At 71.0% G+C, this 26,001-nt stretch carries 26 protein-coding genes, 1 tRNA gene and 1 pseudogene; 8 read left to right on the top strand and 20 right to left on the bottom strand.

Going from position 1 to position 26,001, the window contains the following annotated elements:
* Positions 1–18: 18 nt before the first annotated feature.
* Both ELY19_RS09130 and ELY19_RS09125 read left to right on the top strand, forming a co-directional pair.
* Positions 19–933, top strand: a complete 915-nt coding sequence (locus tag ELY19_RS09130) for a LysR family transcriptional regulator (RefSeq protein ID WP_164711564.1) — start codon at positions 19–21, stop codon at positions 931–933.
* A 118-nt stretch (positions 934–1,051) separates the two neighbouring features.
* Positions 1,052–2,596, top strand: a complete 1,545-nt coding sequence (locus ELY19_RS09125; protein WP_126195908.1) for a PE-PPE domain-containing protein — start codon at positions 1,052–1,054, stop codon at positions 2,594–2,596.
* 4 nt (positions 2,597–2,600) lie between these two features.
* On the opposite strand, the gene ELY19_RS09120 is transcribed toward ELY19_RS09125, so the two are convergent.
* The 9 genes from ELY19_RS09120 to ELY19_RS09080 all read right to left on the bottom strand — a co-directional run bounded on the left by ELY19_RS09120 (position 2,601) and on the right by ELY19_RS09080 (position 10,564).
* The gene (locus ELY19_RS09120) at positions 2,601–3,242 is read right to left on the bottom strand and encodes an SRPBCC family protein (protein ID WP_126195907.1); all 642 of its coding nucleotides are present in this window, start codon (positions 3,240–3,242) and stop codon (positions 2,601–2,603) included.
* Complete coding sequence (locus ELY19_RS09115) at positions 3,239–3,589, bottom strand: ArsR/SmtB family transcription factor (protein ID WP_068526018.1); 351 nt, start codon at positions 3,587–3,589, stop codon at positions 3,239–3,241. The genes ELY19_RS09120 and ELY19_RS09115 overlap by 4 nt, the downstream gene beginning before the upstream one ends.
* Positions 3,590–3,696: 107 nt before the next feature.
* Positions 3,697–5,220: an esterase-like activity of phytase family protein gene (locus ELY19_RS09110; RefSeq protein WP_126195906.1), complete on the bottom strand. Its 1,524-nt coding sequence runs from the start codon at positions 5,218–5,220 to the stop codon at positions 3,697–3,699.
* A gap of 48 nt (positions 5,221–5,268) precedes the next feature.
* Complete coding sequence (locus tag ELY19_RS09105) at positions 5,269–6,159, bottom strand: oxygenase MpaB family protein (protein WP_227966681.1); 891 nt, start codon at positions 6,157–6,159, stop codon at positions 5,269–5,271.
* The gene (locus ELY19_RS09100) at positions 6,156–6,827 is read right to left on the bottom strand and encodes a TetR/AcrR family transcriptional regulator (protein ID WP_164711563.1); all 672 of its coding nucleotides are present in this window, start codon (positions 6,825–6,827) and stop codon (positions 6,156–6,158) included. The genes ELY19_RS09105 and ELY19_RS09100 overlap by 4 nt, the downstream gene beginning before the upstream one ends.
* Entirely contained in the window at positions 6,824–7,741 is a 918-nt protein-coding gene (locus tag ELY19_RS09095) for an oxygenase MpaB family protein (RefSeq protein ID WP_126195904.1), read from the bottom strand. The genes ELY19_RS09100 and ELY19_RS09095 overlap by 4 nt, the downstream gene beginning before the upstream one ends.
* Positions 7,742–7,833: 92 nt before the next feature.
* On the bottom strand, positions 7,834–8,925 hold the full coding sequence (locus tag ELY19_RS09090) for a DNA polymerase domain-containing protein (protein ID WP_126195903.1): 1,092 nt from the start codon (positions 8,923–8,925) through the stop codon (positions 7,834–7,836).
* On the bottom strand, positions 8,925–9,953 hold the full coding sequence (locus ELY19_RS09085) for an ATP-dependent DNA ligase (RefSeq protein ID WP_126195902.1): 1,029 nt from the start codon (positions 9,951–9,953) through the stop codon (positions 8,925–8,927). The genes ELY19_RS09090 and ELY19_RS09085 overlap by 1 nt, the downstream gene beginning before the upstream one ends.
* Before the next feature lie 80 nt (positions 9,954–10,033).
* On the bottom strand, positions 10,034–10,564 hold the full coding sequence (locus ELY19_RS09080; protein ID WP_126195901.1) for a DinB family protein: 531 nt from the start codon (positions 10,562–10,564) through the stop codon (positions 10,034–10,036).
* A 63-nt stretch (positions 10,565–10,627) separates the two neighbouring features.
* Between ELY19_RS09080 and ELY19_RS09075 the strand changes: the two genes are divergently transcribed.
* Together ELY19_RS09075 and gluQRS are read left to right on the top strand one after the other, a co-directional pair.
* Positions 10,628–11,578: a helix-turn-helix transcriptional regulator gene (locus tag ELY19_RS09075; protein ID WP_126195900.1), complete on the top strand. Its 951-nt coding sequence runs from the start codon at positions 10,628–10,630 to the stop codon at positions 11,576–11,578.
* A 9-nt stretch (positions 11,579–11,587) separates the two neighbouring features.
* The gene (gluQRS, locus tag ELY19_RS09070) at positions 11,588–12,484 is read left to right on the top strand and encodes a tRNA glutamyl-Q(34) synthetase GluQRS (protein ID WP_126195899.1); all 897 of its coding nucleotides are present in this window, start codon (positions 11,588–11,590) and stop codon (positions 12,482–12,484) included.
* On the opposite strand, the gene ELY19_RS09065 is transcribed toward gluQRS, so the two are convergent.
* The 4 genes and pseudogenes from ELY19_RS09065 to ELY19_RS09050 form a co-directional block, all read right to left on the bottom strand.
* On the bottom strand, positions 12,473–12,679 hold the full coding sequence (locus ELY19_RS09065) for a hypothetical protein (protein ID WP_126195898.1): 207 nt from the start codon (positions 12,677–12,679) through the stop codon (positions 12,473–12,475). The genes gluQRS and ELY19_RS09065 overlap by 12 nt on opposite strands.
* Positions 12,680–12,736: 57 nt before the next feature.
* Positions 12,737–13,726: a GlxA family transcriptional regulator gene (locus ELY19_RS09060; protein WP_126195897.1), complete on the bottom strand. Its 990-nt coding sequence runs from the start codon at positions 13,724–13,726 to the stop codon at positions 12,737–12,739.
* A 34-nt stretch (positions 13,727–13,760) separates the two neighbouring features.
* Positions 13,761–15,065: a tRNA guanosine(34) transglycosylase Tgt gene (tgt, locus tag ELY19_RS09055; protein WP_126198764.1), complete on the bottom strand. Its 1,305-nt coding sequence runs from the start codon at positions 15,063–15,065 to the stop codon at positions 13,761–13,763.
* A 552-nt stretch (positions 15,066–15,617) separates the two neighbouring features.
* A pseudogene (locus ELY19_RS09050) lies at positions 15,618–17,825 on the bottom strand (MMPL family transporter); the annotation flags it as partial.
* A 230-nt stretch (positions 17,826–18,055) separates the two neighbouring features.
* On the opposite strand from ELY19_RS09050, the gene ELY19_RS09045 reads away from it, so the two are divergent.
* Positions 18,056–18,451, top strand: a complete 396-nt coding sequence (locus ELY19_RS09045) for a hypothetical protein (RefSeq protein WP_126195896.1) — start codon at positions 18,056–18,058, stop codon at positions 18,449–18,451.
* Here the strand turns inward: ELY19_RS09045 and ELY19_RS09040 are convergent.
* Positions 18,438–19,274: an arylamine N-acetyltransferase family protein gene (locus ELY19_RS09040; protein ID WP_126195895.1), complete on the bottom strand. Its 837-nt coding sequence runs from the start codon at positions 19,272–19,274 to the stop codon at positions 18,438–18,440. The two genes, ELY19_RS09045 and ELY19_RS09040, sit on opposite strands and share 14 nt — an antisense overlap.
* Before the next feature lie 110 nt (positions 19,275–19,384).
* Here ELY19_RS09040 and ELY19_RS09035 point away from each other — a divergent pair, with 110 nt between their 5' ends.
* Positions 19,385–20,068, top strand: a complete 684-nt coding sequence (locus ELY19_RS09035) for a DUF2306 domain-containing protein (protein ID WP_126195894.1) — start codon at positions 19,385–19,387, stop codon at positions 20,066–20,068.
* On the opposite strand, the gene ELY19_RS09030 is transcribed toward ELY19_RS09035, so the two are convergent.
* The 3 genes from ELY19_RS09030 to ELY19_RS09020 all read right to left on the bottom strand — a co-directional run bounded on the left by ELY19_RS09030 (position 20,050) and on the right by ELY19_RS09020 (position 21,166).
* Positions 20,050–20,137, bottom strand: a tRNA-Ser gene (locus tag ELY19_RS09030). The two genes, ELY19_RS09035 and ELY19_RS09030, sit on opposite strands and share 19 nt — an antisense overlap.
* 46 nt (positions 20,138–20,183) lie before the next feature.
* On the bottom strand, positions 20,184–20,618 hold the full coding sequence (locus ELY19_RS09025; RefSeq protein ID WP_126198763.1) for a nucleoside deaminase: 435 nt from the start codon (positions 20,616–20,618) through the stop codon (positions 20,184–20,186).
* A gap of 29 nt (positions 20,619–20,647) precedes the next feature.
* On the bottom strand, positions 20,648–21,166 hold the full coding sequence (locus tag ELY19_RS09020; protein ID WP_126195893.1) for a tRNA adenosine deaminase-associated protein: 519 nt from the start codon (positions 21,164–21,166) through the stop codon (positions 20,648–20,650).
* 79 nt (positions 21,167–21,245) lie between these two features.
* Between ELY19_RS09020 and ELY19_RS09015 the strand changes: the two genes are divergently transcribed.
* Positions 21,246–22,205, top strand: coding sequence for a prephenate dehydrogenase (locus ELY19_RS09015; RefSeq protein WP_126195892.1), 960 nt, complete (start codon positions 21,246–21,248; stop codon positions 22,203–22,205).
* Here the strand turns inward: ELY19_RS09015 and ELY19_RS09010 are convergent, their stop codons facing one another.
* The 3 genes from ELY19_RS09010 to ELY19_RS09000 all read right to left on the bottom strand — a co-directional run bounded on the left by ELY19_RS09010 (position 22,206) and on the right by ELY19_RS09000 (position 23,766).
* The gene (locus ELY19_RS09010) at positions 22,206–22,820 is read right to left on the bottom strand and encodes a putative glycolipid-binding domain-containing protein (protein ID WP_227966679.1); all 615 of its coding nucleotides are present in this window, start codon (positions 22,818–22,820) and stop codon (positions 22,206–22,208) included.
* Between the two features lie 110 nt (positions 22,821–22,930).
* A complete protein-coding gene (locus ELY19_RS09005; protein WP_126195891.1) occupies positions 22,931–23,323 on the bottom strand; it encodes a RidA family protein in 393 nt (130 codons plus the stop codon).
* A gap of 2 nt (positions 23,324–23,325) precedes the next feature.
* On the bottom strand, positions 23,326–23,766 hold the full coding sequence (locus ELY19_RS09000) for a DUF6918 family protein (RefSeq protein WP_126195890.1): 441 nt from the start codon (positions 23,764–23,766) through the stop codon (positions 23,326–23,328).
* A 200-nt stretch (positions 23,767–23,966) separates the two neighbouring features.
* Between ELY19_RS09000 and ELY19_RS08995 the strand changes: the two genes are divergently transcribed.
* Complete coding sequence (locus tag ELY19_RS08995) at positions 23,967–25,994, top strand: CocE/NonD family hydrolase (protein ID WP_126195889.1); 2,028 nt, start codon at positions 23,967–23,969, stop codon at positions 25,992–25,994.
* Positions 25,995–26,001 lie beyond the last annotated feature (7 nt).

The following is a 26,001-nucleotide window of genomic DNA, read 5'->3' as shown; positions in this document are numbered from 1 at the left end:
CCTCAGTATGATGCAAATATGCAGCAGTCGATGTCGCAACGGCAGCACGCGCTCGCGCCCGGCCTCACCGAGTTCCACACCGTCATCCGCACCGGGAGCTTCGCCGCCGCGGCCGCCGAACTACGCCTGACTCCCACCACCGTGAGCCGCTCGATCCACCGCCTCGAGCACCGCCTTCGGCTACGCCTGTTCGAGCCCCAGGGCCGTGGCATCACCCCCACTCCCGCTGCCGTCGAGTTGGCCCGCTACGCCGAGAGCGCCCTCGACAGCATCTCCCTCGGCCTGCACCGCGCAGATCTCGAAGCCTCGCCGGCCCCGTTGATCCGACTCGGATTCATCCGCACCCTGGGCGCCTCGTTCGTGCCGCGGTCGGTGGCCGGCTACCGCCGCGCGCATCCCGACGTCCAGTTCGTCTTCGAGTTGGGTGCGACCGACGACCTGCTCGACGCGGTGACGGGACACCGGATCGACGCGGCCCTCGTCTCGCCTCCCCCAGCGGCCGACGTCTTCACCGTGACCCCCCTGTTCGATCAGGCGCTCGTGCTGGTCCCGCCGCCGGACTCACCCTTCGCGGCGCGCTCGGAGGTATCACTGGCCGAACTGGCCGACGAGGCCTTCATCCTGGCGCGGGCCGGCCTCGGCACCCGGTCCGCGACCGACGCAGTGTTCCGGGGCGCGGGCTTCGAACCTCGCATCGTCCTGGAGACGGAGGACATGGCGATGGCGCGCGCGATGGCACAGCAGGGACTCGGCCTCGCCCTGGTGCCCGGCCCCGCGCCGGGAGACCCGCCGTTCCCCCACGGTCACGTGCGACTCACGGATCCCGCGGCGATGCGGTCGGTGGTCATCGTGACCGCCACCGACGTTCCCGACGGTGCGCCGGTGGTCGACTTCGCCCGGTTCCTCTCGACACCGTCGGGCCGCTCCGGGTGACGTGCGCGCGAGAGTCCGGTGAACTCTGTGCGATCCGGCCACGATCCGGGGTTGTGCAACTGCAGACTGTGCGAAGCTGAAGGCCGTAGCCGACTCCCCGCCGAAAGCTGAGCGAACCATGCCCGAGTTCGTATCGACGTCCCGACCTGTTCCCCGCCGCCTGGTCACAGCGCTCGTCGCCCTGCTGGGAGCGATCGCCCTCACCCTCGGAACGGCCTTCGCCGGGGCGGTCGCCTGGGCCGCCACGACGGTGCTGGTCGTGCCCGGCACCGGCACCAAGGATCCGTCGAAGGTGGCGGACTATCAGGAGAACGTCGTCGGCTACTACGTCGCGCCGACGGGTGCGTGCGGCGACGTCGCCTGCGTCGCGCAGCCGGTTCCGTACATCGCCGAGTTCTGGCCGATCCCGCTGTCCGGCTGGGGCGGCCTGCAGGGCGCGAAATGGGACGACTCGGTCGCGAGCGGCGTCACGAGCCTGAACGAGCAGTACGCCGCCGCCGACGCGGACTCCCCGATCGTGATCTTCGGGTACTCCCAGGGCGGCACCGTCGTCACGGCGGTGAAGAAGCAACTCGCCGAGAACGGCGGCGTGCCCGACACCGTCTCCTTCGTCCTCATCGGCAACGCGAGCCGCCCGAACGGCGGGCTCTTCACCCGGCCCTCGTTCCTGGGACACATCCCGATCCTCGACGTGACCTTCGGTCCCGGCACGCCGACGAACACCGGCGCCGCGACCCGTCCGGTCAACACCACCGACGTCGCGTTCCAGTACGACGGTGTCACCGACTTCCCCAAGTACCCGGTCAACCTGCTGGCGACCGCCAACGCCCTCGCCGGGTTCTGGTACGTGCACGGGAAGATGCTCGCGCCCAAGGGAACCGATGCCCCCTCGGCGACGCCGATCGGATACACGCCGGACGAGGTTCGTGCCGCCGTCGCGGCGGCCACCGCGAACTGCAGCGCCGGCACGTACTGCCAGGTGAGTGGCGACACCCGCTACGTGACCCTGCCGGCGAAGATCCTGCCGCTCATGCTGCCGCTGCTCGATCTCGGCAAGGCCACGGGCACCACCGGACTGGTGACGCCGTTCGTCGATCTGGTGTCGCCAGTGGCCCGGGTACTCATCGAGACCGGTTACGACCGGCGCGATTACGGCGCCGCCAGCCCATTCGGCCTGTTCCCCGCGATCGATCCGCTGCGCCTCGGCGTCGACCTGATCGGCGCCGCGGTGCAGGGTGTCGGGCAGGCCGCGACCGGCACGGGCGATGCGTCGAAGTACCTCGCGCCCAAGCCCACCGCGCCGGCGGCGACCGACGCCGCGGAGCCGACCTCGCCGAAGACCACCGAGCCCTCCGCCCCGCAGACGACGCGGGAGCAGGCGCCGGCGCTCCAGCTCGCGACGGCCTCCGAGCCGAAGACCACCGAGCCGCAGTCCGATCCCTCCTCTGCGGCCGCGCCGTCCGGCGCCGTCGGAACGAGCGGACCGGCGGATACGAGTCAGCCGGCCGAGCCCGGAACCTCGGCGGAGCGGACGACAGCGGAGACCGCCGCACCTGCCGCGACCGCGACGGAGAAGACCACCGCGCCGACGGCGACCGAGCAGAAGCCCGAGCCCGCGGAGCCCGCCGCGGACGAGCCGGTGGTGGCGGCCGCCGCAGCCTGAGCGGCTACTCGCCCGAGAAGAACGCGGCGGTGCGCTCGCCCTGCGCGGTGGCCCGATCCGCGGGCACACCGGCGGCGATCGCCGCCTCGGCCCACGCCTTGGCCGACGCCGCGACCAGGTTCTTGGCCGCCGGCGTCCCGAAGAACGCCTCGGCGTCCTCCGGGCGGTCCTGCCCGGTGGTGAGCAGCGCATTGAGGCCGAGGAAGGCGAGGTCCCAGCCGACGCCGGTGGCGCCGGGGCCGAACTGCTCGTAGAAGTCCCGCACGTTCTCGCCCGAGTGGGTGAGCGTGAGGCGGGCGCCGTCACCGTCGGGCTCGACGACGACCTCGACCTGCGAGGTGCCGCCCATGATCTCCCAGGAGACGAGGTAGCGATGCGGGGCGTCGCATTCGAGGACGGTGCCGGCGGCGTTGCCCTCCACCTGGAAGCGGCCGCCGAGGGCGAGTTCGCCGTGGACGGGCGCGAACCAGCGCGGCAGGCGTTCGGCACTGGTCACCGCGTCCCACAGGTCGGCGACGTCGGTGGGGTAGGTCTGGCTGAGCGAGCCGGAGACGTACACGTCCCCCTCGCCGCTGTCGCGCACCTCGGCGCGCCGGGTGACCGCCGCGGGCTGGGCCGCAGCGAGATCATCGATGTCGTACGTCATTGTTCGTCCTTCTCGGTAGCCGTTCGGCGCGCCTTCTTGCCGCGCGATATCTCCGTTCCCAGGGCCCACAGCTTGGGCTCCCAGAAGTGCCGGAAAGGGACCAGCCAGTCGTCGACCTCCCGCAGGGGTTCGGGCTGCACCGCGTACAGGCGGCGCGTCCCCTCCGGCCGGACGGTGACGAACCCGGCTTCCCGGAGCACCTTGAGATGCTGCGAGACCGCGGGCTGGCTGATGCCGAAACGCGCACGCACGTCATCACTCAACTCCCCCGCCGAGAGCTCACCCCGAGCCAGGAGCTCGATCAGGTGGCGGCGGACGGGATCACCGAGGATGTCGAAGGCGTGCACGGATCGAGTATTTCACTCTTCACTTATATAAGTCGAGACTGAATTTAGGGGGTTGACGCGATCACGATCGGACGAGAGCCCCGCGAGTCCACGGGCGCCCGCTCGCCCTATCCGACGGTGACGGTGATCGTCCGCTCCGAGGTCGGCTCGCCGAGCTTGGTGGTGTCGACCTTCAGCACCTCGAGGCTGTCCTGCAGACCGTTGGCGAGCGTCTTCGCCTTGAGCTGGAACGGCGTCTTCGGTCCGGCGATCCCCTCGAGGCCGAAGTCGCTGTCGTTCGCGATGAACAGGGTCTTGCCGCCGTCCGTCGTGGCGAGCCCCTCGACCTTGTCGTGACCGAAGAACTTCCCGGCGGGGTTGAGCTTGTCGACGAGCCCGCTGAGGTCGAGGGCGACGGTCTTGCGCACGGGCGTGATCCCGGCCCCCTTGAGCGCTGTCTCGGCCTCCGCGGTGGTGGTGACGCCGGCGATGGTCTCGGGGTTCTGCTCGCCGAGCGGAGTCGCGCCGTCGAGACTGATCCGGTAGATCGTCTTGTTCGCCTTGGGCGCCGTCTTCCCGTCGCGCTCGTCGACGAGGAACTCCGTGTCGGAGATCGCGGTGATCTCGGAGACGGCCTTCTTCGTATCCTTCGGGTTGTCCAGCAGGTAGGCGTACTGCTGGACGGCCTTGGTGGCGAGGTCGATCGCGACGATGCGAGTGACCGGCACCTCCTTGGCGTTGCCGCTCAGGCCGGGAACGTTCAAGGCGGACTGCATGATTCCCACCAGTCGCTTACCGTCGGGCGTCACGGTCAGGCCCTCCATGCCCTGGTTGGGCGTGCGGCTCTTGAGGATCTCGGGCAGCCCCCTGCCCGGGAGGAGACGCTCGAGCTCCTGGCCGTTGGCGTCGAAGTGGATCAGGAACGGGCCGTACTCGTCCGAGACCCAGAACGAGCCGTCGGGCAGGGCCACGAGCCCCTCGGAGTCGATGCCGTGGTCGGTGGGCGGGATCTCGGCGCCATCGAGGTCGAGCATCTTCTCCCCCGTCGGCGCGGCGGTGTCGTTCCGGCCGTTGAACGGGCGGCCGTCGCGCCCCTTGAGGACGATGACACTCTGCAGCACCGCGGCGCCGTCCTCGAGCTTGAACCGACCGATCTGCGGTGTGAAGTCGGGCGTCACCGCGACCTTCTCGTCCTTGTTCGGGCCGTCGACGTTGGGGCCGCGGTCGGTGAGGCCGTAGAACTCGCCGGGCGCGCCGGGGACCGGCGTCCATGCCGAGCCGTAGCCACTCCCGTCCACCGAGACGCCGCCGACGGTGGCCAGCGGCGGGATGTTCGACGCGTACAGCGAGACCGCGGGCGAGACGACGGCCTTGAGCTGGGTCGAACCGGTGAACCCCGCCTTGGGCTTGAAGACGAGGGCCCCGCCCTTCGCCGCCTCGACGGTGCCGTCCGCGGTGGGCTTGACGTCGACCACGGCGCCGCCCTGCGCGAGCCCCGCGAGCTGCGCCGCGGTGATCGTCAGCGGCGAATTCGTGCCCGTCTTGAGGTCGAGCTTCGCGGCGTCCTCGCCCCCGCCCGAGGAGCAGGCGGCGAGCGACCCGCCCGCGAGGACGGCGACCAGGGCAACGGCGAGGCGGCGGTTCGAGCGCATGCCCCTGTGCTTACCAGACCTCCGTGAACCGTGCGTGGATCGCGGGCGTCAGCGGGGATCAGCCCCTCCTCGCGGGACGTTCTGGTGCCCTTCGCCGCGCGACGCGAGCAGCGGGGTGCGCCCCGGTTCCATGTAGCGCAGACGCACCGGCAACAGCGGGTGCACGTTGCGGACGACCTCCTGGAACCGCTCGAAGCGCCGCGCATCCCGTTCAGTCCAGCTCAGGTCGAGGATCTCTCGACACCGAGGATCGAGCGCGCCCGTCGTGATCCAGAGCATGGCATCGATCGCGGGGCTCTGGACGATTCGCCACAGCAACTCCGGAACAGGACCGGGTGCCGGAATTCTGGTCTGCCGCACCGTCCTGGTGGCGAACGTGGTGGTCCGGTTGTGCCCGAGCTCGTTGTCGAGCATCGTGTTCCAGTAGTTCCGGAACGACGGGTAGTCGCGGATGACCGGTCGATCACTCAGGCCGTACGACGCCCACCAGATCGCCCCTTCTTGCACGATCTGGTCCTTCTGCTGATTCGTGAACGGGGTTCCGAACAGGTCCTGGGTCCGGATGATGCGTTCGACGAAGGTGGCGTGCGCCCACCAGAAGACGTCGGGGTTCAAAGCGTGGTACCGCCGGCCGTGCTGATCGATTCCGCTGATGTGATGGTGATAGTCGCGAATGCGATGAGCGAGCCGATCGTCGTCGGCGTAGATCGACCCGATGACCTGCGGCGTGGACCGCGCGAGGCGGCCGAACGGGTCCCGGAAGAACGCCGAGTGGTCCACCAGCGCGGTTCCGATCGCGGGAAGCATGTTCTGCAGGATCCCCGTGTAGCCGCGGAGCAACTGCATCCTGCTGTCGCATCCGTACTGCCAGAGCAGGGTGTCGGGCGAGAGCACCCCCGCACTGGTCACGGATGGGGCGGACGAACGGTGAGCGTTCACGACGGCTCCTCGATGTGAGTGGCGACCCCGGGATACTCCAGGCACCGGACGACGACCGACGTCACGTGCGCGACGAGGTCCGACGAATCGACGTCCAAGAACCCCACGGTCCACGCGGCGTAGAGCTGCGACATCGCACCGAAGATCGCCAGGGCGGTCACCTGGATCTCCGTCGTCGGGACGTCGACACTGGCGGGTCGATGGAAAAGAGGCGATTTCAAGGCCAGGGATATCGGCTCGATGAACTCCCGCGCGAGTTCGTTTCCGCGCAACGCCAGTGCGGGATGACTGCGGGTCTGCAGGAACATGAGCTTCGGGCGCCGACGATCCTCGTCGAGGTACTCGGTGAACGCGGTCACGAGGTGCTGCACGACTGCGGGAGCAGCGTCGGTGGGGGCGGACTCGAGCGCTTCGAGAATCACGGTGCGGGCACGCAGTACAACGGTGTCGAGGACCGCCAGGAGGAACTCGTCCTTGTTGCGGAAGCTCTCGTAGAAGTACCGCTGGGTCAATCCCGCCGTCGCACACACGCCGCTGATGGACACGGCAGCGGCGCCGCGGTCCGTGATGTCCGTGAGACCGGCGTCGATGAGCGTCTGGCGTCGGTGCGCGATGCGCTCGTCGGGCCCGACTCCACGCCACTCGCGGGACAACTTGGAGGGAGTCATCGACCGCCTCCCATCGCACCGTGTCCGCCGTCCGCGCATCGCGCGCGCCGATATCCGCGCCGGGCGATCCAGGACAGTCGCAGGCCCGGCGGCAGCACGGCGAACACCAACCGCACGACGCGGGCGAACCGATCGAACCGCCGCTGGTCCGCCGCGGTCCACGTCCACCCCAGCGCTTCGCGCGCCGGCTCCGGAAGCAGCGCGCGGCAGACCCACACCTGCAGGCGCGTGACGGGTGGTGCGATGAGCCGCCAGAGCCATCCGGGAACGGCGCCCACGGGTTTCGGTCCCGGCTCGCCGGCGTAGAAGCCGGCCGCGCGATCGACCAGCTCGGTCCTCGTCAGCACCGTCTCGATCGTGCGATCCCAGTAGCGCATGAAGTCATCGAAGGTCTCCGGCGCTATCCGCGTCGACATCCCGTACTGCGCGTACCACGTCTTGGACTCCTGATACAGCTGCTCCTTCTGGTCGGCTGTGAGCGGTTCCGCGAACACGCCGGCCGCGGCGACCTGCATCATGAAGAACGTGGCGTGCGCCCAGAAGAACGGTTCCGGATTCAGCGCGTGGTACTCCGTTCCGTCCGCCGTCGCGTCGCCGTGGGCCGAGTACCGACCACGGATGTTCGCGTGTTCGTCGCGGATCCACCTGCCGACCGCCGGCCCCTCGTAGACGGCCCGGGTGATCGGGACCGCGGACCGGAGCAGCCGCTTCATGGGGGTATCCAGGAAGTACGAGTGCTCGACGAGCGCCGCACTGATGACGGGGTGCATCACTTGCAGAGTGCCCGCCCAGCCGATCAGCAGGGACGTCCTCCAGTCTCCGAACCGCGTCCAGGTCAAGGATTCCGGCCCGAGGACGGATTCGGCATCGCCACCGGCTCGCCGGAGCACCCGAGAATCGTCGATAACTTTCATGGTGTCATCATGATGTTGACACGAGGTCTTGTCAAGATCTTGTACGCGCCGAAGCCACTGTCACCGCCACGCGCGGCGGGGGGCGATGGCACCTAGTCCGCGATGCGGTTGCCCTCGGCGTCCCAGTGCTCGGCGACCTTCTTGCTGGGCTGCACGCGCGGGGGCTCACCGGGCATCTTGGGGTAGTCGGGCGGGTAGTTCAGCTCGACGGGGTGCTGCTCCCACAGGTCCAGCAGCGGCGTGAGGTCGTGGGCGACCTCGTCCATGTCGGCCCACGGATTCCCGTCGGCGAGGCGGTCGGGCACGGTGAACAGGTTGAGCTCGTGCGGGTCCTTCAACTCGGCCAACGCGTCCCAGGTGAGCGGGGTGGAGACGGTGGCGCCCTGGACCGCCCGCAGCGACCAGGCGGAGGCGATGGTGCGGTCGCGGCTGTTCTGGTTGTAGTCCACGAAGATCCTTGTCCCCCGCTCCTCCTTCCACCACGCGGTGGTGACGCCCTCATCGCGCTTCTCCAGCTCGCGGCCGAAGGCGATCGCGGCGTGCCGCACGTCGACGAAGTCCCACCGCGGCGCGATGCGGATGAAGACGTGCACGCCCCGGTTGCCGGAGGTCTTGCAGTACGCCCGCAGGCCGAGGTCGTCGGCGAGCTCGCGGGCGATCCCGGCGACGCGCACGGCGTCGCGGAAGTCGGTGCCCGGCTGCGGATCGAGGTCGATCCGCAGCTCGTCGGGATGGTCCACATCGGCGCTGCGCACCGGCCAGGGATGGAAGGTGATGGTGCCCATCTGCGCGCACCACACTCCGATCGCGATCTCGGTGGGGCACAGCTCGTCCGCGGGGCGGCCGGACGGGAAGGCGATGCGCACCGTCTGCGCGTACTCGGGCGCGCCCTTCATCATCCGCTTCTGGTAGAAGCCGTCGGCGTCCTTGTCCTGCGGGCCCTGGGCGAGCCGGCCGCCGGGGTGGACCCCGCCGGGCCACCGCTCGAGCGCGGTGGGGCGATCGCCGATGGCCGCGAGCAGCGGCTCGCCGACGGCGGCGAAGTACTGCGCCACCTGGAGTTTGGAGACCTCGGGCGTGAGGTCGGTGGCGGGGTAGATGATCCGGTCCGGGCTCGAGACCCGGACGGGACGGTCACCGTCGGGCCCGGGGACGATCACCTCGGCTGCCGGGGCCTTGGCCATCACTCACCCTCCTGCAGGACGTCGTCGAGGTCGTAGGTGACGGGGACCTCGAGCTGCTCGTAGCCACAACTCGACGGGTCGCGGTCGGGGCGCCAGCGCTTGAACTTGGCGGTGTGCCGCAGGCGCATGCCCTCCATCTGGTCGTAGTCGAACTCGACGACCAGCTCGGGGCGCACGGGCACCCACTCCCCCGTCTTCTCCGGGGTGGCCCAGCGGTTCGGCTCACCCTGTACGGAGTCGGCGGTGCGCATGGGCTCGAGGAGCTGCAAGTACTCCTCGCGCTTGGCGGCGGTGAAGGCGCCGATGCCGCCGATCGGCAGGAGCTGCCCGTCCTGGTACAGCCCCAGCAGCACCGAGCCGACGGCATTGGGCTGTGACTTGTGCGGGCGGTAGCCGATGACCACCGCCTCGGCGGTGCGGGCGTGCTTGACCTTGATCATCTCGCGCTTGCCCGGCAGGTAGTGGCCGTCGACCCGCTTGGAGATCACCCCGTCGAGGCCCGCCCCCTCGAACCGCTCGAACCAGTCCCCGGCCGCGTCCGCGTCGGTGGTGACCCGGCTGATCTTGCAGGTCCCGGTGCCGGCGTACGCCGAGACGAGCACCTGGCGGCGGGCACTGAAGGGCCTGCCCGTGAGGTCGACGTCCGCCATCGCGATGGCGTCGAAGCCGATGAAGATCGCCGGGGTCTCCTCCGCGAGCTTGGCGATGCGTGACTCCGCGGGGTGGATCCGGGCCGACAGCGACTCCCAGTCGAGGCGTTTGCGGCCCTCCCGGTGCACGGCGACGGCGATCTCCCCGTCGAGCACGCAGCGCTCGGGGAGCTCGTCGCGCGCCGCGGCGACCACCTCGGGGAAGTAGCGGCCGAGATCCTTGCCGCTGCGGGAACCGATGAACACCTCGTCACCGTCGCGGAAGATCAGGGCGCGGAAGCCATCCCACTTCGGTTCGTGGGAGTAGCCCTCGCCGGGCACCGCCTTCGCGGCCTTGGCGAGCATCGGATCGAGCGGCGGGTTCACGGGGAGGTCCACGCCTCGATCCTAGGTCCGAGCACCGACGACGGGGCCGTAAGCGGGACCCCGCACCCGCGGGGCCCCGCCCGGGCGCACCCTCAGCCCATGCTCTTCTGGCCGTCGATGCTCTCCCGGATGATGTCGGCGTGGCCGGAGTGGTGCGCCGTCTCTCCGGCGATGTGCAGGAATACGCGGCGGACGGTCCAGAACACCCCCGGCGGCTGCCAGGGCGCCTCCGGCAGCTCGTACGCGACGTCGAGATCCAGAGTCCGGACCAACTCGTCGGTCGCGGCGGCGACCTTCTCGTGCTCGGCGAGCACACCCTCGAGAGTCTCGCCGTCCGTGAGCCGGAAGGTGTCCTGGAACGCGGCGATCTGTTCCGGGGTGGGGTTGTCGAAGTCGATGTCGGCCGTGGCGTGCGGCTTGCCGAGGGCGAAGTCCTGCCAGCCCTTCTCCACCTCGGTGACGTGCTTGATGAGGCCGCCGACCGTCAGCTCACTGACGGTGCTGCGGGTGTTGGCCTGCTCGTCCGTCAGACCCTGCGCGGTGAAACGCAGGAAATGGCGGCGCTCGGCGAGGAGGCTGAGGATGTCGTTGCGCTCGGCGGAGAGGGTCTGTGTCTCGGTCATGTCACAAAGGCTACGAGCGATTAGTGTCAGTTTCTGTCCTTAATGCAGAACACACTGGAAAACATGGCGAACACGAGCTCCCGAACCCTGCGGCTGCTGTCCCTCCTGCAGACCCACCGCTACTGGCCGGGCTCCGAGCTGGCGGACCGGCTCGAAGTGTCCGTGCGCACCCTGCGGCGCGACATCGAGCGCCTGCGCGACCTCGGCTACCCCGTCTCCGCGACGCGCGGCGTGGACGGCGGCTACCAGCTCGCCGCCGGCGCCGCCCTACCGCCGCTGGTCCTCGACGACGAGGAGGCGGTGGCGATCGCCGTCGGGCTGCAGACCGCGGCGCAGGGCGGGATCGCGGGCATCGCCGAGACCTCGGTGCGCGCGCTCGGCAAGGTCGCCGCCGTCATGCCTCCCCGACTGCGCAAGCGCGTCGAGGCCCTGGGCGCCGTGACCCAGCCCGCCGCGCTCACCGGCGGGCCCGCCGTCGACCCCCGCGTGCTCACCGGCCTCGCGGAGGCGTGCCGGGCTGAGGAGCGGATCGAGTTCGGGTACACCGCCGCCGACGGTGCGCGCACCGACCGGCTCGCCGAACCGATGCGCCTCGTGCCGCTCGGGCGCCGCTGGTACCTCGTCGCCTACGACCTCCACCGCCACGACTGGCGCAGCTTCCGGCTGGACCGGATCAGCGGACCGTCGCGCACCGGCGTCCGGTTCCGGCCGCGCGAGCTCCCCGCCGAGGACGCCGCCGCCTACGTCAGGGCGTCCGTCGGCCAGCGCACGCCCACGCACCGGATCGAGTTCCGCGTGGCCGCCCCGATCGAGCACGTTCGTTCGCTCATCGGTCGCTGGGCGCGGCTCGAGGAGGTGCCGGGCGGCACCGTCGTGCGGATGGAGGCCGACACGCTGGACTGGCCGGCGATGGCGATCGCCGTCCTGGACGCGGAGGTCACCGTCGTGGAACCGGCCGAGTTGACCGCGCACCTGGAGCGGTGGGCGGGGAACCTCGCGCGGGTGCGCTCGTAAGCTGGGACGGTGACAGCTGGACGGTACGCGCCGAGCCCCTCGGGCGACCTGCACGTCGGGAACCTGCGCACCGCGCTCCTCGCGTGGCTCTTCGCCCGCTCGACGGGGCGGGACTTCCTGCTCCGGATCGAGGACCTCGATACCGCCCGCACGGCCGACGGAGCCGAGGCCCGCCAGCTCGCCGACCTCGCCGCACTGGGCCTCGACTGGGACGGCGACGTGGTGCGGCAGTCCGAGCGCACCGACCGCTACGCGGCGGCGCTGGACCGGCTCGACGTCTACGAGTGCTACTGCACGCGGCGGGAGATCCTCGCGGCCCCGTCGGCGCCGCACGCCCCGGAGGGGGCGTACCCCGGCACCTGCCGCGACCTCACGGAGGCCGAGCGGGAGGTCCGGCGGCGGGAGCGGCCGGCGGCGGTGCGCCTGCGGTCGACGGTCTCGTCGTTCACCGTGACGGATCTGCTGCACGGCGAGTACACCGGCGCGGTGGACGATTTCGTGTTGCGCCGCGGCGACGGGACGTACGCCTACAACCTGGCCGTCGTGGTCGACGACGCCGCGCAGGGCGTCGACCAGGTGGTGCGCGGCGACGACCTGCTCTCCTCCGCGCCCCGCCAGGCGTACCTGAGCACACTGCTGTCCGCCACACCGCGCTCGGCCGTCGCGGGGCGGCTCGTCGGCGACCCGCCACCGTCGTACGCACATGTGCCGATGGTGCTGGGGCCCACCGGCGCCCGGCTCGCGAAGCGCGACGGTGCCGTCACCCTCGCGCAGCGCGGCGGGCCGGCGGTGGTACTACCCGAACTCGCTGCGAGCCTGGGGCTGCGCGGGCGCACGCCACGGGAGATGCTGGACGGCTTCGACCCCGCGCGGCTGCCCCGCGAGCCCTGGACGCTACCGCTCTGACGCGGGCCGCGCCGGCGCGAGACGGGGCCGCTCGCAGATCCGCGAGCCGTGCGAGCCGGGCACGCCCGCACCGTGGCGGACGAGGTTGCCCGCCGCGATGCCGGAGGCGAACTCCCGCATCCATCCCGGGCGCGCGTTCGTCGTCGGCGCTGCCCGGGTGCCGCCGAAGACCTTCCTCATCTGCTGAATCCGCATGGCCTGAACGCTATCCGCGCCGCGCGGCGCCGCCCAGGTGTGCGGTGCCGGAATTCCTCAAGATCCGGCCACGGGCCGGCCCGCGCTGCGGCCCACCTCGCTACCGCGGAACCGCTCGCGATAGGCCGTCGGGGCCAACCCGGTCTGCCGCTTGAAGTGGTATCGCAGCGTCTCCTCCGCGTCGAAGCCCGCGCGGCCGGTGATCGCCGTGACGGAGTCGTTGGTCGTCTCCAGCAGGCGCATCGCGCGGTAGACCCGTTGCCGCATCAGCCATTCCAGTGGCGCGACGCCGGTGTACTGCCGGAACCGGCGGTGCAGGGTCCGGCGCGAGACGCCCGCGCGGGCCGCCATGTCGTCGAGCCCCTTGACGCCGCCGATGCCGTGCGCGAGCCCCTGGAGGAAGTCGGCGAAGCGTTTGTCCATATCGGGCCGGAGCGTGTCGATGTTGACGAACTGCGACTGGTCGCCGTCGCGGTGCGGCGCGACCACGAGGCGGCGCGCCACCTCGTTCGCGGCGCCCGCGCCGTGGTCGCTGCGGATCAGATGCAGGCACAGGTCCAGGCCCGCCGCCGAACCCGCGCCGGTGAGCACCGGCCCGTCCTGGATGTACAGCTCCGAGGGCGTCACGTGCACCCGGGGGAAGCGGTACTGCAGCAGGCCCGCGTGCCGCCAGTGCGTGGTGGCGCGCCGACCGTCGAGGAGGCCCGCCCCGGCGAGCGCGAACGCGCCGGTGCAGATGGAGACGATCCGCGCGCCGTTCGCCGCGGCCGCGCGCAGCGGTTCGTGCCACTCCGGGTTCGAGTCGGTCCGCGGGTCCGTGACCGCAGTCATGATGACGGTATCGGCGCCCGCGATCTCGTCGAGGCCGTACGCCGGGTGCAGGACGGCGCCGCCGAGCGTCCGCACCCCGTCGACCGGGCCGCAGCCGCGCACGTCGTACCCGAGCGACGGCAGGTCGTTCCACGCGAAGCCCAGCGCTTCGACGACCGTGCCGTATTCGAGCATCGTCATCCCGTCGCAGACGGGCAGCGCGACGACGTGGGGCATGTCCGAATCCTACGGCCGGACCCGGGCCGCCGCGCTAGTCGGACGTGGCGAGGTGCTGCTGGGTGCCCTTGTAGTAGCGGCCCAGGAACTCCTCCTTGAACTCCCAGTACGTCCCGTCGAGCATCGACTGCCGGATCTTCGCGACCAGCGAGACGATGAACTGCTCGTTATGGATGGTGCACAGCGTGGCCGCCAGGCTCTCCTTCGCCTTGAACAGGTGATGGATGTACGCACGGGTGTACTGCGAGGTGTAGTTCTCCGTCTCCGGGTCCAGCGGCCGGAAGTCCGTCTTGAACCGCGAGTTGGTCACGTTGTACCGGCCGTCGAGCGAGTAGATCGCGCCGTTGCGGGCCACGCGCGACGGCGAGACGCAGTCGAAGGTGTCGATGCCCTGCTCCACCGCCGCGAAGATGTCGTCCGGCTCGGAGATGCCCAGCAGGTGCTTCGGCTTGTCCTCCTCGAGCTCCTGATTCACCCAGCGCACGATGGTCGACAGGTTCGCCTTCTCCAGCGCGCCGCCGATGCCGTAGCCGCCGAAGCCGAGGCCGCCGGCGAGCCGGTCCTCCTCGCTGAGCGCCCGCAGGTCGCGGGCCGCCTTGCGGCGCAGGTCCTCGTACTGCGCGCCCTGCACCACACCCCAGAGGGAGATCGCGTCGTGCCGCTGCGCGGTGAGCCAGTTGTGCTCCGACAGGCAGCGCCGGGCCCACAGGCGGGTCCGCTCCAGCGACTCCACCTGGTAGGCGCGCGTGTTGTGCAGCGTGGTCAGCTCGTCGAACGCGAAGATCACGTCGGCGCCCAGCTGATGCTGGATCTGCATCGAGCGCTCCGGCGTGAACCGGTGCTCCGTGCCGTCGAGGTGGCTGAGGAAGGTCACGCCGTCGTCATCGACCCGCGAGAGCCGGTCCTTGCCCTCGGCGATCGCGTCGTCGCCCTGCAACTCCTCACCGCCGCCGGTCATGTCGATGACCTTCTTGAAGCCGGAGCCGAGCGACATCACCTGGAAGCCACCGGAATCGGTGAACGTGGGGCCGTCCCAGTTCATGAACGCGCCCAGGCCGCCGGCCTGCTCCACGATCTCCGGCCCGGGCTGCAGGTACAGGTGGTACGCATTCGCCAGAACCGCCTGCGCACCCAGCTCCGAGACCGCCTCAGGCAGCACCGTCTTCACCGTCGCCTTGGTACCGACGGGGATGAATGCGGGGGTCAGCATCTCGCCGTGCGGCGTGAGCAGCCGGCCGGCGCGGCCGAGCGGACCGTCGGGCCCCTCGAGGCGACCCTCGATCTCGAACCGCGTGGGGTCGCTGATGTGCTCGCTCTGCAGCCGCGTGCGGCTGGCCATCGAGCGGTAGTCGGAGCGCAGCGCGCTGAGCTCCGCCGCGATCGCCCTGTTCTGCTCGCGCAGCTGCGCGATCTCGTCGCGCGTCCGGTCGCGTGCGCGGATCGGCCCGGTCACGGTCTGGTCCGGGTGCGGCGTCCCGGGCCGGGCGACGGGGTACTCGCCGGTGTCCGGCGCGGTCGTCGCCGGCGTCTCCGCCGCCGCGGCGACCTGCTCCGTGTCGGCGTACACGGGGGCCTGCGCCGTCACGTGCTCGTCGTCCTTGCCGAGCGGCACGAGCGGCACCGGTGCCGTCGGGGCGGTCGTGGGCCGGTCGACACCGTTGACGTGGCCGTTCACCGTTGCGGGCTCCACCCGGGCGGCGCCGCGCGCGTGGACGTCCGTCGGGCCGGCGGCGACGAGCGGCTCAGTGGGCACGGGGATCTCCGCCGTGATCGGCGCGGGGAACCCGGCGGTGTCCGCGTTCGCGTCGCCGCGTCCGAGCTGCGCCACGAGGGCCTCGCCCTCGATGTCGACGTTCGGCAGGATCTTGTCGAGCCACTTCGGCAGCCACCACGCCCACTTGCCGAGCAGCGTCATCACCGACGGGATGATCACCATCCGCACGACGAAGGCGTCCAGCAGGACGGCGGCGGCGAGGCCGAAGCCGATCTCCTTGATGAAGACCTGCTCGTTGAGGATGAACGAGGCGAAGACCGAGATCATGATGATCGCGGCCGCGGTCACCACGCGGGCGCCGTACTGCACACCCGTCACGACCGACTTCGTCGCGTCGCCGGTGTGCACGAACTCCTCACGCATGCGGGAGACGAGGAACACCTGGTAGTCCATCGCGAGGCCGAAGACGATGCCGATCAGGAAGATCGGCAGGAACGAGACCAGCGGCTGCGTGTTGTCGATGAGCCCGAGGGCACCGTCGGTGAAGATCGCGGAGGTCACGCCGAACGTGGCGACCACCGACAGCAGGAAGCCGAGGACCGCGGTCAGCGGCACCAGGATCGACCGGAACGCCAGGAGCAGCAGCAGGAACGCCAGCCCGATCACGATCCCGAGGTAGATCCACAACGCATCGCCGAGCTTCTCGGAGATGTCCATCTCGATGGCGGTGTTTCCCGCGACACCGAGATCCACGCCGAGCCGGGCCTTGGTCCCGGCGTCGCCGTTGACCATGTTCCGGAGCTTGGTCACCAGCGTCTTGGTGTCGTCGTCGTTGGGCCCGGACTTGGGCGTCACCATGATGGTGGCGGCCTTGTTGTCCGCGGCGAGCTGCGCGAGCTGCGCGTTCGCGATCAGCGGCGCGATCGCCGGGTTGCTGTTCAGCTGGTCGACGATCTGCTTGTAGGCGCCCAGGCGCTGATTCGGCTGGGCCCCCGCACCGTCGACCGCGACGAGGAGGGTGCCGTTGGCGCCCTTGCCCCAGGCGTCGGCGATGAGGTCGTAGGCCTGGCGCTCCGACGTGCTCTTCTCGCTCATGCCCGAGCCGGGCAGGGCGGTCTTCATGTCCTTCATCGGGATGGCGAGGATGCCGAGGATGGCGACGCCCGCGACGAGGGTGACGACGGGGACCTTCTTGACCAGGTTGGCCCAGCGCAGGCCGTTGGCGACGCGGCCCTCGCCCTGGTCGGTGTCCTGCGGGTGCAGGCCCTTGACCCGGCCGGCGAACACCTTGGATCCGAACAGGCCCAGCAGGGCCGGGAGCAGGGTCAGCGCCACGATGACGGCGATGAACACGCCCCACGCGGCGGCGACGCCCATCTGGCCGAGGAAGTCCATGCCGATGAAGGCGAGCGCGGCGAGGGCGATGATCACCGTCAGGCCGGCGAAGATCACGGCGGTGCCGGCGGTGCCCACGGCGATGCCCGCGGCCTCGGCCCGCTGCTCCTTCGTGGTGGCGCCGAGGCGCCGGAGTTCGTGCCGGTATCGCGAGACGATGAAGAGCGCGTAGTCGATGGTGACGGCCAGGCCGATCATGGACGTCAGGACCGTCGGGAAGGTGCCGAGCTCGATGAAGTGCGAGGCGATCATGACGCCGCCGATGGCCACCGGGACGGCGATGATCGCGTTCAGCAGCGGCAGCCCCCAGGCGACGAGCGAGGCGAACGTGATGATCAGGACGATCGCGGCGACGATCATGCCGATGATCTCGCTGGTCATGCCCATGTCCTCGGCGCCGCGGGCCGCGGAACCGTCGGCCTCGACCTGCAGCGTGCCGTTCGACGCGGCCTCGCCCGCCTCGCGGGCCTTCGTGATGTCCTCGGAGAGGGTGTCCGGCAGGTCCGTGACCTTGCCGATGAAGTTCACGGTGATCTTCGCGGTCTTGCCGTCCGGGCTCACCGACGAGGTGGCCGCCGCGTCCGCGTCCTTCTGCGCCTGCGTCTTGGTCGACGCGATGTCCTTGGCCTGCGCCGTGGCCGCCTCGAGCTTCGAGCGCTGCTCCGGGGTCAGCGCGTTCGGGTCCAGCTTGCCCGTCGGGTTGTGCAGCAGCTCCGGGTCCTGGACCACGGAGACCTTCTGGCCGTCCTGGTCCTTGGTGAGGTTCTTGATGTCGGCGATGGTCCGGTCGATGCCCGCCGCGGCCGCCGGATCGGTGAGCTTGCCGTCCTTGGCGTGGAAGACGATGGTCGCCGAGGCGGTGGTGAACGGGTCGCCGCCGCTGTCGCCGAAATTCTCGGACACGATGTCCGTCGCCTTCGCCGAGGGCAGGCCCGGCAGCGAGAAGTTGTCGACCGTGGCGCCCTTGAGCGCCGCGCCACCGGTGAGCATGCCGGCGAAGATCAGCAGCCACGCCACGATGACTTTGAAACGATTGAGGTAGGCGAACCTCCCCAGCCGGTACAGGAACAGTGCCATGCGAGTCACTCCGAGTCGTCGAGGCGCGACGGGCTGCGCGATGCGGGTCGTGTTCGAGTGTACCGATCGTTGCCGCCCGCAATAATGTCGCTGACCGGCACTTTTGTGAGGCTCATCACCGGACGACGGGTAGCCTGCAGGGCATGACCGCATTTCAGCACTTCGCAACGCCTGTCACAGCCGTCGCAACTGCAACAGTGTGCGGCCTGCTCCTCGCGGGCTGCGGCAGTTCGTCCGATCCCGCCGCGAGCCCCACCCCCTCGGGCGCACCGTCGGCCACCGCGACGGCGGCCGAGACCCGCGCCGAGATGTGCGGGCAGACCCGCGGCCCCGACGGAGCCCTGTACGTGCACGCGCTGGGCACCGTGAAGGTCGACTGCGCCGAGGCGATGCGCGTCGCCAACGCCTTCGGGCCGCAGATCGCGCAGGCCAAGCCCGTCACCGTCGACGGCTGGAACTGCACGTTCCCGCAGACGCCGGGGATGCTCGCGCGGTGCGACAGCGGCGACAAGGCGATCGGCTTCTTCAGCTCCCACTGACGGCCGCGAGCGCCGCCGCCTCGTCCTCGGGCAGGTCGATCGCGAAGCTCTCGGCGAGGATCGCCCGACGGTCCGCCGCGACGTACGGCACGGTCTCCCGGAACCCGTCGGGACGGGTGCTGATCACCGCGTCCCGCGTGAGCACGTGCCGCTCGCCGGGCCGGTTGACCACGGCCATGAGCCGGCCGCGGAACGGCGAGTGCGGCGAGGTCGCGACGTAGAAGTTCGTCATGCGCAGGTCCGACCACGTGCGGTCGGCGAGCGCGAACCGGTACTGCGGCCGCCACTGCCCCGAGCTCGGGTCGAGGAAGTCGAGCCGCCACTCCTCGCCGAAACCGACCGCCTCGGCGGTGAGCCGGTAGCGCCATCCGCCGGCGTCCTGCTCCAGGCCGCTCTCCAGCCGCAACGGTGCGAGCGGGACGGCGCCGAAGCCGACCTCCGCGAGGTGCGGCGCACCGTCGACCTCGACGATCAGCAGGGCGTGCGTGCTCGCGGACGGGCCACCGTCGACCAGCACCCGCCCGGACGCGGCGCCGAACCGGAAGCCCGTGCGCTGCAGGGCCGCGGCGAGCAGCGGGACGTGACCCGTGCAGCCGTAGCCGCGGCGCCCCTCGATCATGCGGCGCTGCAGGGCGTCGATCGTGAGCTCGCCCGGGATGCCGCGGACGGCGTCGAAGTTCTCCCACGGCAGGGTGAGCGCGTGCGCCCGCACCAGCGTGGACAGGCCCGCGAGGTCGGGCGCGGGCGGGGCCTGCAGGCCGATGCGGTGCAGGTAGCGCGGCAGGTCGAGGGCGGGGGCGCCCCAGGCAGCGTCGTCGTTCATGCGTTCCTCCTCGAAGGCCCCGCGGACATGGTGCCTCACCCGTGCGGACTACGCAGGTCCACCCGCGCGGGTGATCCGCCGCCGCTGGATCCGTCCCTAGCGTTCCCCGCATGAAGAAACTGCTGGTGGGCGCCCTGCTGGTGCTCGTCTTCCTCGCCTACTCCCTTCCTCCCTACCTCACCGGCGGCAGCCGCGTCCCGCTCGACGACCAGCCGAACTGGTACTACGGGCTGCTCGTCGGGCACATCCTGCTCGGGTCCGTCGCGATGCTCGCCGGGCTGGTGCAGTTGGGGCGCCGCTGGTTCGCGAAGTACCACTGGATCGCGGGCCGGATCTACGTCGCGTGCGCGCTGCCCGTCGGGCTCGCGGCCATCGCGATCGGCACGGTGACGCCGTTCGGGCCGGTCAACGCCGCGTCCAACGTGACGCTGGGCTCGCTGATGCTGCTGTTCACGGCGCTCGGCGTGCGCGCGATCGTCGGGCGCGACGTCGCCGCGCACCGCCGGTGGATGCTGCGCAGCGCGGCGCTGATGTACTCGGTCATCATCAACCGGATCCTGGGCCCGGTCGCGTTCCTCGTGCTCGACGCCGCCGGCGTGCCGGAGTCCTTCATGGACGCCTGGGGGCCGGCGATCGTCGCCTGGCCGAGCTGGCTCATCGCGATCGGCTTCTGCGAGTGGTGGCTGCGGCGCACCCCGCGGCGCCGCACGCCGGGCACGCAGCCCCGAAACGCGAAAGACCCCCTCCGACCGGGGTCGGAGAGGGTCTCTCTCAGCGGTGGCGGAGGGATTTGAACCCTCGGTACGGGGTTACCGCACACAGCATTTCGAGTGCTGCACCTTCGGCCGCTCGGACACGCCACCGTCGCGAAACTTTACCGGAAGACGACCCGAGCGTTAAATCGGCAGGTCAGGAGCGGTGCGGGGCGAAGAACTCCGTGAGCAGGGCGGCGCACTCGGCCTCCCGGACGCCGCCGCGCACCGTCACCCGGTGGGTCACGCGGGGGTCGCGGACCACGTCCCACACCGAGCCGACCGCGCCGGTCTTGGGCTCGAAGGCGCCGAAGACGAGGTGGCCGATGCGGGCCGCGACCAGGGCGCCGGCACACATGGCGCACGGTTCGAGGGTGACCGCGAGGGTGCAGCCGCCGAGCCGCCAGCCGTCGCCGAACCGCGTCACCGCCTCGCGGATCGCGAGGATCTCCGCGTGCGCGGTCGGGTCGCCGAGCTGCTCCCGACGGTTCCCGGCGAGCGCCAGCACGGCCCCGTCGGGGCCGAGGACCGCGGCACCGACGGGCACGTCCTCCGGCCCGGCGAGCCCCGCGGCCTCGAGCGCGAAACCCATCGCCGTGCGCTCGGCGTCGAGCAGCGCCACTAGCCGAGCGAATCGAGGATCGCACCCAACTCGGAGTCGAACCGGAGCCGCTCCGCGATCACCTGCAGTTGCTCGTCGGGGTAGAGGTCCGGGTCCGCGAGCAGCACGCTGAGCTCCTGCTCGCCCAGCCCGAGGTCGCCGAGGATGCCGAGATCCCCCTCGGGCCACGGGTCGGTGTCCTCGATCTCCTCGGGGTCGATGTCCGGCACCTCGACGTTGAGCCGCTCCAGCGCCTGCACGGCCAGTTCGTCGAAGACGGCGGCGGTCGCGTCGGACAGCAGGAGCCGCGTGCCCGACGGGCCGGGCCGGACGATCACGAAGTACTCGTCGTCGACGTTGAGCAGGCCGAACACCGCGCCCGTCGCGCGCAGCCCCTTGAGCTCCTGCTCGGCCTTGGCGATGCTGCCCAGCGCCCCCGGGTCGAGCAGGTGCACCGTCCAGGTGGTCTCCCCGCGGGTCACGGCCACGGCGTAGCCGTCGGTGTCGTCGTAGCGCTCCGGTGAGGTCTCTGCGGCCATGCCTGAAACCGTATCCGTAAACGCGCGTCCGCGACACGTCTCATCCGGCTTCTTCACGCTGTTGTGAAACGCTAGCGGAGTGTCCACTCCTCATTCCGACGTCCCGGTGTGCGTCCTCGGCCTCGGCCTGATCGGCGGCTCGATCCTCCGTGCGCTGGGCCGCGCGGGCCGCCCCGCCTACGGCTGGAACCGCTCGGTCGCCGCGGTCGACGACGCCGGTGCCGCCGGCTTCGACGCCTCCTCCGACCTCGCGGCGACCCTGCGTCGCGCCGACGCCGACGGTCACGTCATCGTCGTCGCGGTGCCCGTCCCCGCGCTCGACGGCGTGCTCGCCGCGGTCGCCGAGCACGCCCCGAACGCCTGGCTGACCGACGCGGTGAGCGTCAAGGGCGACGTCGCGCGTCGCGTCGCCGCCGCGGGCCTGACCGGCCGCTACGCGGGCGGGCATCCCATGGCCGGGACGGCCCACTCCGGCTGGGAGGCCACCGACGCCGCACTGTTCGACGGGGCGACCTGGGTGGTCACCGCCGACGACGAGACGCCCGCGCAGGCCTGGCGCCTGGCCGCGACCGTCGGGCTGGACTGCGGCGCGGTCATCGTCCCCGCCGGCTCCGCCGAACACGACGCGGCCGTCGCGCGGATCTCGCACTCGGTGCACGTGGTCGCGGAGGCCGTCGCGATCACCGCGGAACTCGACCCGGCCGCGAAACAGCTGGCCCTGTCGCTCGCGGCGAGCAGCTTCCGCGACGTCACCCGGGTCGCGGGCACGGCCCCGTCGCTGGTGAACGCGATGTGCGAGGCGAACGCCGCGGCCCTGCTCGACGCCCTCGACGACACCATCGCGGAACTGCAGGCCGCGCGGGCGGAACTCGCCGGGCACGGCACCGTCGGCGCGATCACCGAGCGCGGCTACGCCGCGCGCAAGCGGTACGAGAACGCCCGCCGCACCCCGTTCCTCCCCGTGCTCGACGGGGCGGGGTGGCAGCGGGCGCTGCGCGCGGCCGGTCACGCCGGGGGCGTGATCACGGCGCTCGGCTGACTACTCGACGCGGGACGACAGGCCCGGGTAGTCGATGATGAAGCCGTCGGCGTCCACGGACACCTTCGAGCTGCTGATCGGCGAGATCACCGTGATGCCATCGGCGGCACCGTCGTAGTTGATGACGGTCTCCTTGACCGCGAGGCTGGGCAGGTCGACGTACACGACCGGCACGTCGATCTCCTCCGGGTGACTCTGCAGGTCGAACCGGCGGATCGTGAGGGCGTTGAAGAAGGCGGACTTGAGCACGTCGACGCTGAGTGCGCCGGAGAAGAAGCCGCGCTCGGAGCCCTGCGCGCCCTGGACGAGCCAGTGGTTCTCGCCGTCGCGGGCGATGGTCACCTGCGCCTCGCCGGCCTCGGTGAGGGCGTGCACGGAGAGCCGCTTGGTGATGCCCTCGTCGTCGGTGACCAGGTCGTACGAGGCGTTGAAGGCGGGGCCGTCGGCCGACGGGGCCGCGATGATGCGGCCGTAGGCCTTGATCCGGTCGCCCGTGAGCTGCACGCGCACCGACTCGAGGAGGTTCCCGTCCTCGGACCGCCAGGTGAGGATCCTGGGCCAGCTCGCGCCGGTGATCACGGTGGCCACTGCGTCTGCGGATGAAGGGGTACTCACGCCGTCTACGGTAACCCCTCGGTTCCGGCGCGAACGAACCCCTGTGGCCGGTGGGCGCCCCGCGGAGCCGCTGTGCCGGCGCTCACACGGGGCCCACCCGTCGTCGTCCGCTACAGCGCGGCGACGGCCTCGAGTTCGACCACCTGATCGTCGTACCGCAGCCGGCTGACGCCGACGATCGACACGGGCGGCAGGTCGACGAAGACCTCGGCCAGGGTGTCGGCGGCGACCTGCAGATCCACCTGGAGGTGCTCGGCGACGAAGACGGTGAGCCGCGCGACGTCGGACAGCTCGGCGCCGCGCTCCCCCAGGATCACCCGCAGGTTGGCGACGGCGGCGCGGACCTGGCCCTGCACGTCGCCGGGCGCCAGGGTGGTGCCGCCCTGGTCGAGGGGTGCGACCCCGGCGACGTGCAGAGTGTCGCCCGCGGGCACCGTCGCGCTGTACGCGTGCGCGACCGCGGTGGTCAGCTGGTCCGAGCCGTGGAGCTGCGCCTTCCCCATGATCAGGCGGCGTTCTTCTGGACGGCCGCGCCGACGCGGGGCAGCGCCGCCACGACGTTCTCCTTGGCCTTGCCGCGCAGGCTCGAGTAGGCCTTGCGCAGCGCGGGCTGGCTGGTGGACTCGGCCTTCTTGTCGGTCACCGCGAGCAGGGCGTCGCCCACCTGGTCACCGCGCGCGGCGAGGAACTGTCCGAAGTCGCCGGGGCCCTGCGCCTGGAACTCGGTCCAGAAGGGGTCGAGCGCCGCGGCGAAGTCGGGGAGGAGCTTGGTCAGCGCCGACTCGATGACGTTCGGCGAGACCTTCTTGACCGCGGTGTACGCGGTCTTGATGACGGTGCCCGACAGTCCGCTCTTGTCGTTCACCTCGGCTTCGACGACCGACGCGAAGTCGGCGACGACGGCCGGCTGGCGCGCGGGATCGAGGAGCGTGGTGGTCAGCGACATGGAGTACCTCCGGGGCTTGCGCGGTCGATTGCGACAACGAGCTTATCGGGCCTCCCGACGGCGTGTGGAGTGCTGAATCCGCGCTGATCGGGACCCGCCGGGAATGCAACTGTTCTGCATCGGATCTGCAACAACGACACCTCTGGTTTGTGAGGTACGTCACCCGTGCTCTAAGTTGACGATTGAAGGAAGGGGTTGCAATGGTGACCAGCCGATCCGGTAGAGCGAACGCGCGACTGTCCGGCGTGCGCTTCCCGCGCTGGGATCGCAGCCCCGCGCTGCCCGCCCCGTCGGGCGGTGAGCACCACCCGCGCGTCGACCACACGCTCCCCCTCGGCGACCCCACCGGCGGCGCCGACGCCCTGGCCTGGCGCGAGGCGGTCGACGGCAGGCTCACGTACCCCCGGGTCCACATCGACCGCAACGTCGACATCCGCATGTCCGACGGGGTGGTCCTGCGGGCCACCGTCGTGCGGCCGGCGGAGCTCGACGGGGTGCCCGTCACGCGGCCCTATCCGGCGATCCTCAACCTCAACCCGTACAACCGCATGGTGGTCGACGCGATCGACGAGACCACCCACGCGGCGTTCGTCGGCCCGGCGCTGACCAACGCCTCGCGGACGCTCACGGGCGGGACCGTCGACTTCTCGGGCGGCTTGCTGCAGGGCTTCGGCATCAACCGGCGCCTGGTGCGCAGCGGCTACGTGCAGGTGATCGTCGACGTCCGGGGCACCGGTACCTCGCACGGGGTGTGGCAGATCCTCGGCGCGCGCGAGCAGCAGGACTCGATCGAGGTGCTGCGCTGGGCGCGCGCGCAGGACTGGTGCGACGGCACGCTCGGCATGGGCGGCTGGTCGTACTCCGCGATCAATTCGCTGCAGGCCGCGGGGCACGCGCCGGAGGGGCTGGGCGCGGTCTTCGCGATCGAGGGCAGCGAGGACATCGTCCGCGACATCTACATCACGGGCGGTCTCCCGTCGGTGTTCATCCCGTTGTGGCTGGGCGCGGTGAACGCCCTGAAGTGGCTGTACAACCCGCGCACCCTGCTCCGCGACACGGTCAACGGCAACGTCCTCCGCTGGCTGCACAGCCGCCTGACCTCCCCCGCGACGGAGATCTCGTCCGTGGTGACGGGCGTGCTGACCGGCCGCGACCCCCGCGTGAACGACAACCCGTACTTCACCGAGCGGAACGCGAAGATCGAGGCGATCACGGCCCCGACCTTCCTGTTCGGCGGCTGGCACGACCTCTTCGGCCGTAGCACGCCGCGCATGTACTCGCGCCTGAACCTCCCGGCGGGGCGCAAGCAGATGGTGATCACGGACGGTTTCCATTTCGACATGGGCGCCGGATTCGGCGGCACCCAGGCGCCGCCGCGCATCGACGTGCTCGAGCGGGCCTGGTACGACCGCTGGCTCAAGGGCATCGACAACGGCGTCGACCGGTACGGCCCCGTCACGCTGCAGCAGCAGGGCGGCGGCTGGAGCGCCGGCGAGGCCTTTCCCCGCGCCGGGGCCCGTACCCAGCGGCTCTACGCCACCCCGGCATCGTCGGGCACGGCCGGGCACGCGAAGTACGACGGCGGCCTCGCGACCTACCCCTCGCGCCGGCGCGCGTCCGCGTCCACGCGGATCGACCTGCGCGGCCTGGCCTCGCCCGAACTGACGCACGTGCTCGCCGGCCTCACGAAGGCCGTCCCGGCGCTGGAGAGCGCCGGGATGCAGGAGCGCGGCGCGATCTCCTTCACCTCGCCTCCCGCCGCGGTGCCGGTGCAGCTCAGCGGCTCGATCAACGTCCACCTGGTGACGCAGTGCGAGGGCGAGGAGGCGATCTGGACGGTCACCGTCAACGACGTGGCGCCCGACGGCACGTCGACGGTGCTCTCCGGCGGCGCCCTCATGGCCTCGAACCGGGCCGTCGATCCCGCGCGCAGCAGCTACGACCTCGACGGCGAGCTGCTCGGCGCCTTCCACCCGCTCACCTGGTCGGCGAAGCAGCGGGTGGTGCCGGGCGAGACGATCGAACTCGACATCGACGTGGTGCCCACCGATGCCCTGCTCGAGGAGGGCCACCGCCTGCGCGTGGACGTGTACGCGGGCAGCGTGCCCCGCTACCTCGCGACGGTCCCCGACCTGGTGAAGACCCGGTTCGGCAAGCAGACGGTGCTGCTCAGCCCCGAGCAGCCGTCGTACGTGAGCCTGCAGATCGTGGGCGATCCGGGCTGGTGACCGCCCG

Source organism: Tsukamurella paurometabola, from assembly GCF_900631615.1.
Classification (GTDB): Bacteria; Actinomycetota; Actinomycetes; order Mycobacteriales; family Mycobacteriaceae; genus Tsukamurella; species Tsukamurella paurometabola_A.
The sequence above is the reverse complement of the archived record's forward strand: the minus strand, read 5'-3'. Positions and strand labels throughout refer to the sequence as shown.

Bases quoted from the DNA above. Each gene is read 5' to 3' on its own strand.
- ELY19_RS09130 (WP_164711564.1), top strand. From the start codon at position 19: ATGCAGCAGTCGATGTCGCAACGGCAGCACGCGCTCGCGCCCGGCCTC.
- ELY19_RS09125 (WP_126195908.1), top strand. From the start codon at position 1,052: ATGCCCGAGTTCGTATCGACGTCCCGACCTGTTCCCCGCCGCCTGGTC.
- ELY19_RS09120 (WP_126195907.1), bottom strand. From the start codon at position 3,242: ATGACGTACGACATCGATGATCTCGCTGCGGCCCAGCCCGCGGCGGTC.
- ELY19_RS09110 (WP_126195906.1), bottom strand. From the start codon at position 5,220: ATGCGCTCGAACCGCCGCCTCGCCGTTGCCCTGGTCGCCGTCCTCGCG.
- ELY19_RS09100 (WP_164711563.1), bottom strand. From the start codon at position 6,827: ATGACTCCCTCCAAGTTGTCCCGCGAGTGGCGTGGAGTCGGGCCCGAC.
- ELY19_RS09095 (WP_126195904.1), bottom strand. From the start codon at position 7,741: ATGAAAGTTATCGACGATTCTCGGGTGCTCCGGCGAGCCGGTGGCGAT.
- ELY19_RS09090 (WP_126195903.1), bottom strand. From the start codon at position 8,925: ATGGCCAAGGCCCCGGCAGCCGAGGTGATCGTCCCCGGGCCCGACGGT.
- ELY19_RS09080 (WP_126195901.1), bottom strand. From the start codon at position 10,564: ATGACCGAGACACAGACCCTCTCCGCCGAGCGCAACGACATCCTCAGC.
- ELY19_RS09075 (WP_126195900.1), top strand. From the start codon at position 10,628: ATGGCGAACACGAGCTCCCGAACCCTGCGGCTGCTGTCCCTCCTGCAG.
- ELY19_RS09065 (WP_126195898.1), bottom strand. From the start codon at position 12,679: ATGCGGATTCAGCAGATGAGGAAGGTCTTCGGCGGCACCCGGGCAGCG.
- ELY19_RS09060 (WP_126195897.1), bottom strand. From the start codon at position 13,726: ATGCCCCACGTCGTCGCGCTGCCCGTCTGCGACGGGATGACGATGCTC.
- tgt (WP_126198764.1), bottom strand. From the start codon at position 15,065: ATGGCCAGCCGCACGCGGCTGCAGAGCGAGCACATCAGCGACCCCACG.
- ELY19_RS09045 (WP_126195896.1), top strand. From the start codon at position 18,056: ATGACCGCATTTCAGCACTTCGCAACGCCTGTCACAGCCGTCGCAACT.
- ELY19_RS09040 (WP_126195895.1), bottom strand. From the start codon at position 19,274: ATGAACGACGACGCTGCCTGGGGCGCCCCCGCCCTCGACCTGCCGCGC.
- ELY19_RS09035 (WP_126195894.1), top strand. From the start codon at position 19,385: ATGAAGAAACTGCTGGTGGGCGCCCTGCTGGTGCTCGTCTTCCTCGCC.
- ELY19_RS09025 (WP_126198763.1), bottom strand. From the start codon at position 20,618: ATGGGTTTCGCGCTCGAGGCCGCGGGGCTCGCCGGGCCGGAGGACGTG.
- ELY19_RS09020 (WP_126195893.1), bottom strand. From the start codon at position 21,166: ATGGCCGCAGAGACCTCACCGGAGCGCTACGACGACACCGACGGCTAC.
- ELY19_RS09005 (WP_126195891.1), bottom strand. From the start codon at position 23,323: ATGGGGAAGGCGCAGCTCCACGGCTCGGACCAGCTGACCACCGCGGTC.
- ELY19_RS09000 (WP_126195890.1), bottom strand. From the start codon at position 23,766: ATGTCGCTGACCACCACGCTCCTCGATCCCGCGCGCCAGCCGGCCGTC.
- ELY19_RS08995 (WP_126195889.1), top strand. From the start codon at position 23,967: ATGGTGACCAGCCGATCCGGTAGAGCGAACGCGCGACTGTCCGGCGTG.